Annotated in this window: 15 protein-coding genes; 9 read left to right on the top strand and 6 right to left on the bottom strand. The window is 43.4% G+C overall.

Going from position 1 to position 16443, the window contains the following annotated elements; translation table 11 throughout:
• The first annotated feature begins 26 nt into the window (after positions 1–26).
• Together odhB and apaG are read left to right on the top strand one after the other, a co-directional pair.
• The gene (odhB, locus tag QEP06_RS03470; protein ID WP_285269080.1) at positions 27–1274 is read left to right on the top strand and encodes a 2-oxoglutarate dehydrogenase complex dihydrolipoyllysine-residue succinyltransferase; all 1248 of its coding nucleotides are present in this window, start codon (positions 27–29) and stop codon (positions 1272–1274) included.
• An 85-nt stretch (positions 1275–1359) separates the two neighbouring features.
• Complete coding sequence (gene apaG / locus QEP06_RS03465) at positions 1360–1746, top strand: Co2+/Mg2+ efflux protein ApaG (RefSeq protein ID WP_251833044.1); 387 nt, start codon at positions 1360–1362, stop codon at positions 1744–1746.
• Positions 1747–1749: 3 nt separating this feature from the next.
• Here the strand turns inward: apaG and QEP06_RS03460 are convergent, their stop codons facing one another.
• From QEP06_RS03460 to QEP06_RS03440, 5 genes are all read right to left on the bottom strand, one after another.
• Positions 1750–2307 carry a 3'-5' exonuclease gene (locus tag QEP06_RS03460; RefSeq protein WP_285269079.1) on the bottom strand — a complete coding sequence of 186 codons (558 nt, stop codon included), beginning with the start codon at positions 2305–2307 and terminating at the stop codon, positions 1750–1752.
• A 22-nt stretch (positions 2308–2329) separates the two neighbouring features.
• On the bottom strand, positions 2330–3094 hold the full coding sequence (locus QEP06_RS03455; protein ID WP_285269078.1) for an alpha/beta hydrolase: 765 nt from the start codon (positions 3092–3094) through the stop codon (positions 2330–2332).
• 76 nt (positions 3095–3170) lie between these two features.
• Positions 3171–4028, bottom strand: a complete 858-nt coding sequence (locus QEP06_RS03450; protein ID WP_251833047.1) for an alpha/beta hydrolase — start codon at positions 4026–4028, stop codon at positions 3171–3173.
• Positions 4029–4078: 50 nt separating this feature from the next.
• On the bottom strand, positions 4079–5041 hold the full coding sequence (locus tag QEP06_RS03445) for a glycosyltransferase family 2 protein (protein ID WP_285269371.1): 963 nt from the start codon (positions 5039–5041) through the stop codon (positions 4079–4081).
• Between the two features lies 1 nt (position 5042).
• Entirely contained in the window at positions 5043–5933 is an 891-nt protein-coding gene (locus tag QEP06_RS03440) for a lysophospholipid acyltransferase family protein (RefSeq protein WP_285269077.1), read from the bottom strand.
• A gap of 84 nt (positions 5934–6017) precedes the next feature.
• Between QEP06_RS03440 and QEP06_RS03435 the strand changes: the two genes are divergently transcribed.
• The 7 genes from QEP06_RS03435 to purF all read left to right on the top strand — a co-directional run bounded on the left by QEP06_RS03435 (position 6018) and on the right by purF (position 15674).
• Positions 6018–6587 carry a thioredoxin family protein gene (locus tag QEP06_RS03435; RefSeq protein ID WP_285269076.1) on the top strand — a complete coding sequence of 190 codons (570 nt, stop codon included), beginning with the start codon at positions 6018–6020 and terminating at the stop codon, positions 6585–6587.
• A 132-nt stretch (positions 6588–6719) separates the two neighbouring features.
• A complete protein-coding gene (purB, locus tag QEP06_RS03430; protein ID WP_285269075.1) occupies positions 6720–8147 on the top strand; it encodes an adenylosuccinate lyase in 1428 nt (475 codons plus the stop codon).
• Positions 8148–8272: 125 nt separating this feature from the next.
• Positions 8273–11965, top strand: coding sequence for a phosphoribosylformylglycinamidine synthase (locus QEP06_RS03425; protein WP_285269074.1), 3693 nt, complete (start codon positions 8273–8275; stop codon positions 11963–11965).
• Positions 11966–12112: 147 nt separating this feature from the next.
• Complete coding sequence (locus QEP06_RS03420) at positions 12113–12718, top strand: SatD family protein (RefSeq protein ID WP_285269073.1); 606 nt, start codon at positions 12113–12115, stop codon at positions 12716–12718.
• On the top strand, positions 12719–13420 hold the full coding sequence (locus QEP06_RS03415; RefSeq protein ID WP_251833053.1) for a DUF3307 domain-containing protein: 702 nt from the start codon (positions 12719–12721) through the stop codon (positions 13418–13420).
• Between the two features lie 25 nt (positions 13421–13445).
• Complete coding sequence (purC, locus tag QEP06_RS03410; protein ID WP_285269072.1) at positions 13446–14165, top strand: phosphoribosylaminoimidazolesuccinocarboxamide synthase; 720 nt, start codon at positions 13446–13448, stop codon at positions 14163–14165.
• Between the two features lie 18 nt (positions 14166–14183).
• The gene (gene purF, locus QEP06_RS03405) at positions 14184–15674 is read left to right on the top strand and encodes an amidophosphoribosyltransferase (RefSeq protein WP_285269071.1); all 1491 of its coding nucleotides are present in this window, start codon (positions 14184–14186) and stop codon (positions 15672–15674) included.
• 51 nt (positions 15675–15725) lie between these two features.
• Here purF and QEP06_RS03400 read toward each other — a convergent pair whose 3' ends face one another.
• Positions 15726–16337 carry a porin family protein gene (locus QEP06_RS03400; RefSeq protein ID WP_251833056.1) on the bottom strand — a complete coding sequence of 204 codons (612 nt, stop codon included), beginning with the start codon at positions 16335–16337 and terminating at the stop codon, positions 15726–15728.
• Positions 16338–16443: the final 106 nt, after the last annotated feature.

The following is a 16443-nucleotide window of genomic DNA, read 5'->3' as shown; positions in this document are numbered from 1 at the left end:
ATTAATTTTAAAATAAATCATACCCGATGTCAATATTAGAAATGAAAGTGCCGTCTCCCGGCGAGTCAATCACAGAAGTTGAAATTGCCGCTTGGCTCGTGAAGGATGGCGATTTTGTGGAGAAAGATCAGCCAATTGCTGAAGTAGATTCAGACAAGGCAACATTAGAATTGCCGGCTGAGCAAAGTGGTATCATTACACTAAAAGCGGAGGAAGGCGATGTAGTGCAGGTGGGTCAGGTAGTTTGCCTGATCGATATGAGCGCTGCAAAGCCCGAAAGTACTGCGGAAGCTCCAAAAGCCGAAAACGCTGAGGCGCCGAAAGCTGAAGAGAAAGTGGTAGAGAAGCCTGCGATAGTAGAGGCTTCAAAAGAAGAAAAACCAACGAGCTACGCTTCCGGTACACCTTCTCCTGCAGCAAAGAAAATCCTTGATGAAAAAGGAGTTCAGGCATCAGACGTTACCGGCTCGGGCAAAGACGGCCGCATCACCAAGCAGGATGCACAAACTGCATCAGTTGCTGCGATGGGTTCCGGCACATCAGGTGGTTCACGCGCTGTTACTTCCACTAAACTTTCAATGCTTCGCCGTAAAGTTGCTACCAGACTGGTTTCTGTGAAAAACGAAACTGCGATGCTTACTACTTTCAATGAAGTGGACATGTCTGAAATCTTCAGAATCAGAAAGCAGTACAAAGACGAATTTGCGCAAAAACATGGCATCGGACTGGGTTTTATGTCATTTTTTACAAAAGCAGTTACACGCGCATTGCAAATGTATCCTGATGTGAATGCTTCTATTGACGGCGATTATAAAATTAATTATGACTTCTGCGATATTTCGGTGGCAGTTTCCGGACCAAAGGGTCTTATGGTACCTGTTGTGAGAAATGCTGAGAATATGAGCTTTCGCGGTATAGAGGCAAGCATCAAGAATTTAGCGGATAAAGTACGTGAAGGCAACATCAGCGTAGATGAAATGACCGGCGGAACATTCACCATCACAAATGGTGGGGTTTTCGGCTCAATGCTTTCTACGCCAATCATTAACCCGCCGCAATCTGCGATTTTGGGTATGCACAATATCATCCAGCGTCCTGTAGCAGTAGATGGGCAGGTAGTAATCCGTCCGATGATGTATGTTGCAATGTCTTACGATCACAGAATCATCGATGGTCGGGAATCTGTAGGATTTTTGGTAGCCGTGAAAGAAGCTATTGACAATCCTGTGGAGCATTTATTTAATGGAGATGAGCGCAAAGCCCTTGAACTTTAGGTCTAAATCAAACGTTTTGAGTAAAATTATTAAATCCCGCCCGAAAAAGGCGGGATTTTTGCAGATGCAAATTTAAAATGCGGTTATGTTCTCATTAACTACTTTCGACATCAAAGTTACCGTTTATCCGGAGTACGACAGTAAGAACAGTTTTCCGTCGGAAAACCGTTTTGTTTTTCGTTATCATATAACCATTGAAAATCTCAGTGACCAACCCATTGTGCTGCTCCGTCGTGAGTGGCTGATCTATGATGTGGGTTTCGGCTATACCGAAGTGGAAGGTGAGGGCGTGATAGGTCTTACCCCTGAAATCGGCGCAGGAGAAACGTTTAAATATTTCTCAAATGTGGTACTTCGTTCGGGCGTGGGAAGCATGAGCGGAACCTATTTTTGCACACATCTTTCAAGCCGCGAAAACCTGAAGATCGAAATCCCGAAATTCAATCTGCTTGCGGAAGTTTTACACAATTGATTTTTAAAGAACTTTTAAATTTTTTCGGAGTACGTCATGCACTTCGTCGGTTCTGGTAACCATCATATTCTGGAAGGCCAGGAGCGAAATTTTGGCGCATACCTCGGCATCATCGCCGGCTCTGTGGTGATTGAAAGAGATTTGATGTTGTTCTGCGAGGTTTTTCAAACCGTTTTTACCCAAATTTTTCCAGGATTTTTTTGCGATAGATATGCTGCAGAGATAGTTTAGTTTCGGCTTGTAAAAACCATAATAATCCAGACAGCTCCGAAGTACGCCCGCATCAAAACCAGCATTGTGCGCAATCATCAGGTTGCCGTACATCATTTCCTCAGCTTCATGCCAAATCTCATCAAAAGTAGGCGCATCACGCACGTCGTCAGGATAAATTCCGTGTACGGCGACATTTCGGGGGTTAAAATAGGGGAAACTTGGCGGTTTCAGCAGCCAGGTCTGGGTTTTCACGATTTCGCCATTTTCTACTACACAGATTCCCATTTCACAGGCGGAATTTCGCTCATGTGTGGCGGTTTCAAAATCTATGGCGCAAAAATCAATCATTTTTTCAGTGGTAAATTTAAACTTAAAACACGGTTTTCAATGTTTCCCGGTACAGCGGAAAATCGGCCAAGTCATCATGTCCGGCTTCTTTTATTTCAATAAATTGTTTTTCAACATCCGGCCGAAGTTCCGAATAATGTTCAAAAAGTTTACGTCCCGAACTTACCGGAACAATTTTGTCCAAAGAACCGTGAAACTGATACAATGGAACGTGCAAATTCTGAATATTTTGGTTTGAAAGAAAGTGATACCTCATTCTGGGTGCAACCCGGTCGGTAACTTGCACAGGAAGCCAGCGGTTCACTACATCCTGAAGATTGTAGAACGCCGCCTCCAAAATCACCATTTTAGGATGGTTCTGGGCGCCGGTTTTTACTGCGAAAGCGCCACCAAGGCTGCGGCCGTAGATGACCGTATTGTTTTCGCCGTAATTTTTACGGGCAAAATCGTATGTCGCCTGTGCGTCTGAATAGAGGAATTCCTCATTTCGGGGTCCACTGCTTTTACCGTATCCGCGGTAATCCATCACCAGAACATCGTATGAATATTTGGTCAGTTGTTCCGCGATGCTGCCCCAACGTGCAAGATTATCGGAATTGCCGTGGTAGTAAACGATTACACCCACAGGGTTCGTCGTCTTAAAATGGATGCAACTTATCTTTCCGCCAAATGGGGTTTCCCAAAAGTATTCTTCAAAAGGCGTCTCAAAATCGAAAGTATGCGAAGTGTCCAGCGCCGCGGGTAAGAAGACTACTTTTTCCTGTAAATATTTAAAAAAATCGGGCATTAAAAATAATTAAGAATGACAGCGGACAATAAAAGGATAAATGCTTTTTGAGTATGCAAAGATAAGTTTTAACGGACTATTTACGGTGTGAATACCCGAAACTGGTTTTTTCAACATCGATAAATATTTTCCGTTCGTCAAAAATTTCCTGCATTACGCGATGATATTCTTCAAACTGATGCACATTGATATGTCCGGCACCCAGAATGATATAGAGGCGTGTAAGTTTCGGGTTAACTTCCGACAGATCTATGGCCGTGTTTACAGGCACGAGACGGTCGTCACTGCCATGAATAATCTTGATTGGGCAGCGGACATTCTTTAAATACTGGAAAGTCGGAAGATTGTACCGCAGGAACGGCCGTGCAGGCATAAATGGCAAATACCGCTGTACCGCTCGCGAAATGGAGTAGAGCGGCGACGTGAGGATGAGTAGACGCGGATTGTTTTTTGAAGCAAGCCTGGCGGCAAATCCACTGCCAAGTGAACGGCCGTAGACCACGATTTTGTCTTCAGTAAATTCTTTTTTTGCAAGGTTATAAATAAACTGCGAATCGCGTTTCATGGCATCTGAAGTCCGTTTTCCGGTGCTTTTCCCGAAACCGCGATAATCCATCATGATGACTTCATAGCCGAGCCGCGTAAAGTCTATCGCAAATTTCCCCCAGCCTTTTATGCTTTTTGTATTTCCTTTTAAATATAACACTACACCTTTTGGGTCATCTACCTGAAAATGCAGGTAATTTATATTTGCACCGGGTTCAGGTTCCACGGTTTTCTCTACTGCACGTAGATTGTCATACGCAAAGCGGAAATCTGCCGGAAGTTTTTCCGGCTGGAAGAAAAATCGGTGCTGAAAAAAGTAGATTAATATGCCTGTAATGAGGATGACAGCACCGAAGACTGCCAATATGGTATAAGCATTTTCATTCATTGCAATGATAAATGTAGCTTATTTTTAGTTAAAGTTGTCAAATTTAAATCCTAAAGGAAATGTTTAAATATGATAAACTTTGCATTGAAATATTTCTGTAGCTGCGGACCTTTTCGAAGTTTCAATGTTCCCGGAATCTGTCTGTAGAAACTGAAATGCGCTTGTATTACGGCTAAAAAATGGGGAAAGCCCATCTTTAAACCAAAATGTACGGCCGCGGCCGCATCAAGAATCAGCCTTGCAAGCAGGACCGGAAAAACGGCTTTTGTAGGCAAATTCTTTAGAAGCATCGTGAAGTTGTTCCTGATGTTCAGGAAAGTTTTACGCGCGCTTTGTTTATTCAGTGTGCCGCCGCCGACATGGTATACCGTTGACTGCGATGTATAGAAAATGCGCCGACCGGCATTCTGAAGCCGCCAGCAGAGATCGATCTCTTCCTGATGTGCAAAAAACCTTTCATCAAAACCATCCCGCGCCCAAAAATCCTTAGACCGGATAAAAAAACAGCAACCTGAGGCCCAGAAAATTTCGGCTTCGTCATCATATTGACCCAAGTCTGTCTCCACCGTTTCAAAAAGTCGTCCGCGGCAATAGGGATAACCTAAATTATCGAGGAAACCGCCTGCGGCACCTGCAAATTCAAACTGGTTTCTGTTATTGTAATCTAATATTTTCGGCTGAATAACGGCAATTTCCGGATTCTCTTTAAATAGGGCAACCACGCGCTGCAGCCAACCTTCGGTGACTTCCACGTCAGAATTTAATAAACAAAATACATCTGCATCGATGCTGCGTAGGCCTTCGTTATAACCTGCCGCAAAACCGCTGTTACTGGCGTTTTCAATTATTTTAACTAAAGGAAATGTGCGTCGGACAAAATCTATTGAATCATCCGTAGAAGCATTGTCAATTACATAGATTTCAGTTTCCGAAGAATATTGGATGACGCCTGGCAGGAACTTTTCAAGCCATGACTTTCCGTTCCAGTTTAAAATAGCAATTGCGATCCTCAACTTATCTGTTTTCATTTGTAGTATCCATGAATTTTACCGCGTGTTGGTACTTCCAGCGGCGGTGTGACCACAAATAATTTGAAGGGTCTTTATTGACGGTATTTTCAAGCAGTTTGTGAAATTTTCGCACCACTTCGTATTCGCTAAACCTTTCGCTATCCGGGTAAATCCGGTGGTAATTGATTTGGTAGAAACCACGTTTCACTTTTTTCATCTCGCAGTACACAAAGGCCAGATCCATCCGCGTAGAAAGTTTGTCGTAGCCGATGAATGCCGGTGTTTTTTGATTCAGAAATTTAAGACCATATGAAACTTCGGAGACATGAGGCGTCTGGTCTGCCACAAACATGTACACTGAATTTCCGTCATTTTTATTTCTAAAAATGTGTCGGATGACTTCTTTAGCCTCCACCGCGGTATTGCCGAAGCGGTTCCGCACGGTTTTTATACCTTCCTCCCAAAACCCGCTCTGCACTTTCCGGTAAACGGGGAAGCTGTGTTCCTGCGGAATGATGGTTGCGAGCGCGGTAAACCATTCCCAATTAAAAACATGGCCGGCTAACAGAATCACGTTCTTTTGCTCAGCTTTTGCCTCCACAAAGATATCCTGGTTGAGATGCTGCACACGGACCCGAAGTTCCAGTCTTGAAACGGTGAAGGACTTCAGTGTTTCAACAATATAATCGGCAAAATTTCGGTAAAAGTTTTTTTCAATCTGTTTCAGTTCCTCACTGCTTTTCTTTGGAAAAGAGTTTCGCAGGTTTTCTTTCACCACCGTGCGACGATAGCGCAACACGTAGTAGGTAAGCACAAAGATTAAATCCGCAAAAATATACAGTAGCCAAAGCGGCAGCCGGGAAATGGCTAAGATGATTTTAAATAGGAATTTCATGTTGATGCTTGCAAATTTAGCAATTATTAACGTGCTGAAAGCCGCTATTTTTCGTTATTTTGCATCACCTAATTTTTTGAACGAATGAATATTATTAAAACCAAAATATTATCTATTTCGCTTCTTGCTTCTTTCTCTTTATTGTCGGCGCAGGTCACCACGAAAGATACCAGCAAAACCAAAGCGGAAACTCAGCAAACGGTCAGTGCAGATGCTGCCAAGAAAGCTGCCGCCGAAGAAAGGGCGCGGTTACCTAAGCCCTACAACGTAGAGGAAAACGCTGAAAAGAAAATTGCTGAACTTGTATTGCAGGCAAAGGCTGAAAACAAGAAAATTATCCTTCAGGCCGGTGGTAACTGGTGCATCTGGTGCCTGCGATTTAATGAATTTGTGCATTCTACACCAGAGCTGAACAAGATTTTAGCGGATAGCTACCTCTATTATCACCTTAATTACTCTCCGGAGAATAAAAACGAGAAAGTCTTTGCAAAGTATGACAATCCCGGCGCGAAATACGGGTATCCGGTTTTCGTAGTGCTTGACGCGGACGGTAAGATGATCCACACGCAGGACAGCGCAGTGCTTGAAGAAGGAAAGGGTTACAGTGTAGACAAAGTGAAAGAATTTTTGCTGAAATACGCCGGCAACTCTTAAGATTAAAATAACGCTCCGCATTTTCGGGGCGTTTTTCTTTTCTGAATTTTTAAAATTAAATAGCGGTTTACAACTTTTATATTCCTCTCTAAAAAACTAAATTTGTGCACCGCAACACGCCAAAAAAACAAAATGGATTCATACAAAAACCCACTTGAAGAGCGATATTCCAGCGCAGAAATGCTTTATAATTTCTCGCCCAACAATAAGTTCAGAAACTGGCGGAAACTGTGGATTGCACTCGCCGAAATACAGAAAGAACTTGGCCTGAACATCACAGATGAGCAAATCAGCGAACTCAAAGCAAATGCGGATAATATCGACTATCGAAAAGCAGCAGAATACGAGAAAAAGTTCCGGCATGATGTGATGGCTCATGTGCACACGTATGGAGATGCCGCGCCTGCTGCGAAAAGAATCATTCATCTCGGTGCCACTTCGGCATTTGTAGGAGATAATACGGATCTCATCCAAATGCGTGACGGCCTTTTGCTGATTCGCAAACAGTTGGTAAACGTAATCTCCGGACTTTCAGAATTTGCTTTAAAGTATAAAGATTTTCCCACGCTCGGCTTCACGCATTACCAACCCGCGCAGCTTACTACTGTTGGGAAAAGAGCGACGCTTTGGCTTCAGTCTCTTATTTTGGATTTTGAAGAACTTGAATTTTTTATTGAAACGCTTCGTTTTCGCGGCGTGAAAGGTACAACAGGTACCGCGGCCAGTTTTCTTGAGCTTTTTGACGGAGATTATTCTAAAGTGAAACATCTGGATCGTGAACTTTCCGCGCGTTTCGGTTTTGACAAAGTTTTTGGGGTGTCAGGACAGACGTACGACCGTAAGATCGATGCTAAAGTGTTGGCTTTGCTGAGCAATATTGCGCAGTCGGCACATAAATTTACAAACGATCTCCGCCTGTTGCAGAATTTGAAAGAAATAGAAGAACCTTTCGAAAAAGACCAGATCGGCTCCTCCGCGATGGCATATAAACGAAATCCGATGCGCTCTGAACGAATTGGTTCGCTTGCAAAATTCGTTATGTCGCTCTCATCCAGTTCTGCAATGGTAGCAGCGACGCAATGGTTCGAGAGAACACTTGATGATTCGGCCAACAAGCGTCTCGCTATTCCGCAGGCCTTTCTGGCAGTGGATGCGATTTTACTGATCTGGAACAATATCATGAACGGCATCGTGGTTTACGAAAAGCGCATCCAGAAGCATATCATGGATGAGTTACCGTTCATGGCGACCGAATATATCATCATGGAAGAGGTGAAAGCTGGTGGTGACCGGCAGGAAATTCATGAGATCATTCGCGTTCACTCCATGGAAGCCTCGAAAAAAGTGAAGATCGAAGGTAAAGAAAACGACCTTATCGAAAGGATTTTAAATGATTCAAGCTTGAAAATGGATAAGGAGAAATTTATGGAAGTTCTTGATCCTGCCAATTTCATAGGCTTTGCACCGGTTCAGACTGAAGAGTTTATCGAAAATGAGGTTCGCCCGATTTTGTCTAAATACAGCGAACTCATCGGCTTGAATGCTGACCTTAAAGTATAATGATTTGCAGGCTTTTTTGTCTGCATTTTTTTTTGTTATTTTTAATTTGTTCCGGTACGTAAACAGTTAATATTTAAAAAGTTAAAGGCAGTGAATGTATTTAATACTGCCAACCACAATATCGTATGAAGACCCGAATTTTTGTTGAGAAACGTGGAATTTTCGATGTAGAAAGTCCGCAAATTTACAATGAGCTCAAAAACATTGTTCCGAAACTCGAAAACGTGAAAGTGTACAACGTTTACGATGTTTTTGGATTGGCCGAACCGGAAATGGAAAAGGTGGTTTTCAATACCTTCGTCGATCCCGTAACCGACGTTTTACACCATGAAAATCCGGCGAAAAACCTCTTTTTTGCGACCGAATTTCTTCCCGGACAATATGATCAGCGCGCAGATTCGGCGCAGCAATGCATCACGCTGCTCACTGGCCACACAGATACCACGGTTCGTACAGGAAAACTCATTGAGTTGTTTGGGATTCAGCCGCCGCAAGATCTTGAACTGATTCAATCTCATCTGATTAATAAAGTCGAAAGCCAGGAAAAAGACCTCCGGAAGCTTGAAATTCCGTCAGTCGAAACACCTGATCCGGTCGTTACTCATAATGGATTCACTGAATGGTCGGAATCCCAGCTGCAAAAATTTTACACGGAACACGGTTTTGCTTTTGGATTTGATGATTTGCTGTTTATCCAGTCTTATTTTAAAAAAGAAAAACGTGATCCGAGTGAAACGGAACTTAAGGTTTTAGATACCTACTGGAGCGACCATTGCCGGCATACCACCTTTGAGACAGAGCTTACTGACATTCGGTTTGAAGGTGCATTTAAAGCAACTTTAGAAAAAATATTTGAAGATTATCTCGCAAAACGAAAATTTCTCGGGCGGGAAGAAAAACCAATTTCGTTAATGGATTTGGCTACGGTTTGTGCGAAATATTTCCATAAAACCGGCAAACTTGAAAACCTGGTGATTTCCGATGAAATCAATGCGTGCACGATAGAGATTGAAGCAGAATTTGACGGAAAGAAGGAGCCTTGGTATCTTCTGTTCAAAAACGAAACGCATAATCATCCCACAGAGATCGAGCCGTTTGGCGGTGCGTCCACGTGTCTGGGTGGTGCAATCCGTGATCCGCTTTCCGGCCGTGCTTACGTCTACCAGGCAATGCGTCTGAGCGGTGCCGCTGACGTGCTGGAACCGATATCTGCAACTTTACCAGGAAAATTACCGCAGCGTACCATCACAAAACACGCAGCAAACGGTTATTCCTCCTATGGAAACCAAATTGGCCTGGCTACTACGCATGTAAGTGAGATTTACCATGAAGGATACCGCGCAAAACGCATGGAAGTAGGATTTGTAGTAGGAGCTGTAAAAAAAGATTGGGTACGCCGTGAAAAACCTGTAAACGGTGATATTGTAATCCTTTTGGGCGGTGCTACCGGCCGTGATGGTGTTGGAGGCGCGACGGGCAGTTCAAAGGAGCAGGATGAAACCGCGATCCATACCTTGTCTACAGAAGTTCAAAAAGGAAATCCTGTGGAAGAACGCAAGATTCAGCGATTATTCAGGAATCCGGAAGTTACCTCACTGATTAAGAAATCAAATGATTTTGGTGCAGGCGGCGTTTCCGTTGCGATTGGTGAAATAGCAGAATCGCTGGAAATTAACCTCGATGTGCTGCCATTGAAATATGGTGGTTTGAATGGTACAGAACTCGCCATTTCGGAGTCGCAGGAGAGAATGGCCGTCGTCATCGAGGCGAAAGATAAAGAAGTTTTCATTAAATATTGTCAGGACGAAAATATACGCGCGGTAGAGGTTGCGAAAGTAAATGATTCCGGACGCATGCAAATGTTTTGGCGCGGCAAAATGATTGTGGACCTGAGCCGCGATTTTCTCGATTCGAACGGATGTGCAAAAAGTCAGACAGTGGAAGTCTCTCATCTGAAAAATGTGCAGACAGACTCGCCTGTATTTTCTGAGGAGTCTTTTTATGCGGCACTTTCCGATAAATCTGCGGCTTCCCAAAAAGGTCTTGTGGAAATGTTTGATTCGTCAGTCGGCGGCACTACCGTTCTGATGCCGTTTGGCGGAAGGTATCAGTTGACTGAAGCCGAAGGTAGCGTGCAGACGTTGCCGGTTTTGGGTGCTGAAGATGTAGAAACCGTTTCGCTCGCAGCTTGGGGTTTTGATGCTGGAGTTTCTTCACAAAATTCGATGGTTGGCGCTGCCAATGCCGTCATTGAAAGTGTTGCAAAAATCGTGGCGATGGGTGGGAACTATCGGAACATCAGGCTCAGTTTCCAGGAGTATTTTGAGAAACTTGGAAGTGATCCTTCGAAGTGGGGCAAACCTTTGGCCGCACTTTTAGGCGCTTATGATGCGCAAGTAAATCTGGAACTGGCTGCTATCGGTGGTAAAGATTCGATGAGTGGAACCTATCAGGATATCCATGTTCCGCCTACGTTGATCTCGTTTGCCTGTGCGCCCGGTCAAAAGAATAATATCATTTCTCCGGAGTTCAAGCATGCAGGGAACAAGCTGTATTTTTTCAATCACATTCCCGCCGAAAACGGACTGCCTGACTATTCAGCTTTGAAAGAAATCTTCGGTTTTATTCATGATAATATTGAAGCTGGAAATATTAAATCGGTGAAGACTGTAAAGGATGGCGGTGTTGCGGTTGCACTTGCGAAAATGAGTTTTGGGAACATGTTGGGAGCTGAGGTTTCTGTTACTGAGGAGTTTCTGCTAAAGAAAAACTGTGCCGGTTTCGTCATTGAATCTATATCAAATTTAGACAATTCATCACTTCAATTAATTGGTGAAGTTGTTTCGGGAAAATACCTCATAATCAATAATTTTAATTTTGATATTAAAAAATTACTTGAAGTAAATACTTCCGTTTTTGAAGTTCTTTTCCCAACGGTTGAAACGGATAAAATTGAAGTTAAAATTGATTCAAAACAAAATAGCATTAACAGGAGTCCTGTGGTAATTAATAAGCACGGATTTGCAGCGCCGCGGGTTTTTGCACCTGTTTTTCCCGGTACAAATTGCGAATATGAGACGCAGAATGCTTTTACAAAAGAAGGTGCTCTGGTTCGAAGTCTTCCACTGATTAATCTTAACAACCAACTTTTAAATGAAAGCATTGATGCGTGGTGTGCGGAGATTTCGCAGGCGCAGATTCTTGTATTTTCCGGTGGGTTTTCGGCAGGTGATGAGCCGGACGGCTCCGCTAAATTTATTGTCAATGTGCTTAAGAATCCCGCGATGATGGATGCAGTTCATAAGTTCCTGGAGCGTGACGGAATGATTCTCGGGATATGTAACGGCTTTCAGGCATTGGTAAAATCCGGACTGTTACCGTTCGGAGAAATTCGCGAGTTGGACGCGGAAGCGCCTACGTTAGCGCACAATGCGATTGGTCGTCACATTTCGCAGATGACCGATGTTCGCGTTGTAAATGATTCTTCGCCGTGGCTGAAGGGAATGAAGGATCAGGTTTTCACAATTCCGCTTTCCCATGGTGAAGGCCGGTTTGTGGCAGATGAGCGTATAATTTCCGAACTTTACCAAAATGGACAGATTGCGACGCAATATGTAAATCTGGACGGAGAAGTGGCGCATGGAATGCCTTTTAACCCAAACAATTCTTTTTTCGGTATCGAAGGAATTACGGACAGGTCGGGTAAGATTTTTGGCAGGATGGGTCATCCGGAAAGGTATGCAGCGGGACTATTCAGGAATATCCCAATCGCCGAATATCACAATATCTTCCGTAATGGAGTTGAATATTTTAAATAAATCAAGCAACTGGCGAATGCCAAAATCGTAGTTATAAGCTTAATTGCTTATAATGTGGCTTTATAAGCTAAAAACCTTATAAGTGCAGTATATTAGCAAAATAACTTATATTTGGTGTTTATAAGCAAATTCGCTTATATTTGTATTATGATTGCAGTCATTACCGGTGATATCATCAGTTCACAAAATGCAGAATCCGAATCCTGGATCGGAAGCCTGCGCAACTTGCTGTCCACATGGTCTGCAACACCGGAGAACTGGGAAATTTACCGAGGTGACGAATTTCAGATTAAATGCAGTGTTGATGATGCGTTCGCGAAAGCACTGATGATCAAGTCTTTGATTAAAAACATCGAAAACCTTGACGTCCGTCTCGCCATTGGCGTTGGAAATGAGGTCTTTCGTTCAGAAAAAATCACGGAATCAAACGGTTCCGCCTATGTGAATTCGGGCCGTTTGCTGAACGAGATCAAAGCAGAAGGCAGAACGCTCGCCATACGAACAGAAAACGATAACGTGAACCGCGACCTGAATATTCTGTTCAAATGGGCCTCCATAGATTTTGATGGTTGGTCCGTCGCCACGGCTGAAATTATTCACCGTATGCTTACCAACCGCGATCTCACACAGGAGCAGCTCGCCAGGGATTTCAGCATCTCGCAATCATCGGTGAGCCAGCGGCTGAAAAGGGCCAATTATGAACTCATTTACGAGACTAACCAGTTTTTCAAGAAGAAAATAGCAGAACTTTAAATGATTTTCACGCTTCTTATACTAGCTCATCTTTTGGGAGATTTCCTTCTCCAGCCAAACGCATGGGTCAGCCATAAGGAACGTAGAAAAACAGCAAGCATCTATCTCTACCTGCACGGTTTCATCCATTTCGCATTGGTAATCATCGTTCTTTGGAACATCAAACTATGGTGGATCGCGGCAGTAGTTGCTGTGTCACATTTAATAATAGATGCGCTGAAACTTCATTTTCAAACAGATACAAACAAAAGAACGTGGTTTTTCCTCGACCAGGCGCTTCACATCGCCGTAATCGCCGGAGTCTCTGCGCTTTATTTTCCGTATTGGCGTTGGTCTGACCTGTTTTCGCCCGAAAATATCCGCATCGCTACTGCCATCATCTTCCTTACGCTGCCCACTTCAATTTTAATCAAGACCTTAATCTCGATCTGGACGCCCGAAGACGCATCTTCTGCCGACAACCAAACAGAATCTTTGATCAATGCAGGAAAATATATCGGCATCCTGGAGCGATTGCTAGTGTTCGTATTTATCTTAGTGAATCATTGGGAAGGTGTCGGTTTCATGATCGCCGCCAAATCGGTCTTCCGCTTCAGTGATCTGGCACAGGCAAAACAGCGAAAACTTACCGAATATGTGCTCATCGGCACGCTGCTAAGCTTCGGAATAGCGGTTATAGTCGGGATCTTAGTTCAAATTTAACAGCTACAAATCATTACAAAAAGACATGGAAAAAGGAAAAATGTTATACGAAGGCAAAGCGAAACAAATTTTCGAAACTAACAATCCGAATGAAGTGATTGTCCGTTTCAAGGATGACGCAACTGCCTTCAATGCCCAAAAAAGAGGCAGCGTCGACCTAAAAGGAGAGATGAATAATGCGATTACCACGCTGATCTTTGAATATTTAAGTCAAAAAGGCATCGCGACGCATTTCCTCAAACAGCTAGACGAGCGCGAACAGTTGGTAAAGAAGGTGAACATTATCCCACTTGAGATGGTAGTGCGGAATTATTCCGCAGGCAGTATGGCCAAAAGACTTGGCGTGGAAGAAGGTATTGAATCACCCGTTACAATCTTCGATCTCTGTCTTAAAAATGACGAACTCGGTGATCCGTTGATCAATGATCACCACGCGGTCTTCCTGGGCGTTGCAACTTATGAGGAACTGGACGAAATGTACGAACTGACTTCTGACATTAATGATATCCTGATTGAACTTTTTGGCCGGATGAATATCATTTTGGTTGATTTTAAGATCGAGCTTGGAAAAACAGCGGACGGAAAAATTATCCTCGCAGATGAAATTTCCCCGGATACCTGCCGTTTATGGGATAAGGAGACCATGAAAAAACTCGATAAAGACCGGTTCCGACGGGATTTAGGCGAGGTGACCGAAGCATACGTAGAAATCTACGAGCGCCTGAAAAAAGTTTTGGGCAAGTAAAATTTTTTTAAACGAATCATGCAGGATTTAGAATCACAAAAAAAACAATATTTAGATCAGTTTAAAGACCGGATGTACGGCCGGAACCTGATGAAGAGCGAGGACATGCACGATTCGCCGTCGGAAGAATGCGGGATTTTCGGTATATATTCGGATATGGATCTGGATACTTTTTCCCTCTCGCAGTTTGGCCTTTTTGCACTGCAGCACCGCGGACAGGAAGCTTGCGGAATCTCGGTGATGAACAAAGGACGCATTTTCAACATCAAGGATGAAGGTCTGGTGCTGGATGTGTACAAAAACATCCGCGAGCCCGAAACTTTCATGGGCAATTCGGCGATCGGGCACACGCGCTACACCACCGCCGGCGACAAGAAGAAATATAATTTTCAGCCCTTCTTCGCGAAAAATGAATATGACCAGATCATTCTCTCAATTGCACATAACGGAAATCTCACGAACGCGGTCAAACTTAAAAGAGAACTTGAAGCCGAAGGCGTCGTTTTCAAAGCTACTTCAGACTCGGAAGTTATTTTAAGGCTTATCCAGAAAAACCTGGACCTGGGTTTGCGTGGCGCAATCAAAGCGACCATGGAAAAGATCGAAGGTGCCTATTCCGTAGTTGGGATGACGCGCAATAAATTTTTCGCGTTCCGTGATTTTAACGGTATTCGGCCTTTGGTTCTTGGCGCAATTGATCAGAACACCTTCGTGGCAGCCTCAGAATCTGTGGCGCTTGATGCGGTGGGAGCGCAATATGTACGTGATATTCTTCCCGGCGAAATAGTATACACGAGCGAGAATGAACAGGGTCTAAAATCTTTTTTGGTAAAAGAAAATTGCCAAAGACGTATCTGTGCCTTTGAGTATATATATTTTGCCAGACCTGATTCTACCCTTGAAGGAATCAATGTGCATGAAATCCGCGAGAAATCCGGTGAGAAAATTTGGCAGCAGTCTCCTGTAGATGCCGATATTGTGATTGGAGTGCCCGATTCGGGCGTGCCGGCCGCGATTGGCTTTTCAAAAGCCTCCGGAATACCTTTCAGACCTGTTCTGATTAAAAACCGCTATATCGGCCGAAGTTTCATAGTACCGACACAGGATATGCGCGAACGGATCGTCAACCTGAAACTTAATCCCATCATTTCCGAAATACGTGGCAAAAGGGTAGTGATCATTGATGATTCCATTGTACGCGGAACCACTTCAAAACGTCTTGTAAAAATTATGAAAGATGCAGGCGCGAAGGAAATTCACTTCAGAAGTGTGTCACCGCCAATCATTGCGCCATGTTATCTGGGCATTGATACACCTTCCAAAACAGATCTCATCTCTGCAAATATGACAGCTCCTGAACTGCGCGATTATCTTGGAGTAGATTCACTGGAGTTTTTAAGTATGGATAACCTGAAGGAAATTTTGGGCAGCAGCGACCACTGCTTTGGTTGTTTTACCGAAATTTATCCCGTTCCTCCCGGACCAAATCCTGATTACACAGACAAATAAAAAAAGGTTGAGAAATTTCTCAACCTTTCTGTTTTAATAAATTCTGTCTTATTAGAATTTATATGCTAAACCTACCTGGAATACGTTGTTCTTCACAGCGTCACCACTGTTCTCACCATCTTTGTAGATGTCTGTGAAACCTGCCACATATCTTGCAGTAAGACCGATATTAGGTGTAAAGTAGTAACCTGCACCAAGACCAACACCAAAGTTGAAGCCGTTTAGCTCGTCTTTGTAGTTATCAGACTCAGCAATTGTGTTACCTGTAGTTTCGTTTTTAGACTTGTCTTTTGCTGAAACCAATAGACCCAATTCCGGACCTGCCTCAAGGTAGAAGCTTGGTGTAGCGTTGTACTGGAACATTACTGGCACAGTGATATAATCAAGATTTCTTGAACCTGAGTAACGCTCGTTGTTAATCGGGTTTACCCAATCTACTTTTGAACCATATTGGCTGTAAAGAAGCTCTGGCTGGATGCTGAAGTTTTCAGCGATCGGAGCATTCATGAACAAACCAGCGTTAAAACCGATTTTTGAAGACTGATCATCCAAACCTTCTTCAGTAGAAAGTGAAGAAACATTCATCCCTGCCTTGATACCAAACTGCTGTGCGAATGTCAATGAACTCATTGCGATTGCTGCACCTAAAAATAACTTTTTCATAATCTTAAATTTTTAGTTAATTTTTGCTGACTGAATTTAGATTGTGAATATTCTTTAATTTGAAATATCACGGTTCTAAATTATCGGTCTGCACTTTTTAAATTTT

The sequence above is a fragment of the Kaistella rhinocerotis genome, assembly GCF_030243905.1.
GTDB classification, from domain to species: Bacteria; Bacteroidota; Bacteroidia; order Flavobacteriales; family Weeksellaceae; genus Kaistella; species Kaistella rhinocerotis.
This window is presented reverse-complemented; position numbering and strand designations above follow the sequence as displayed.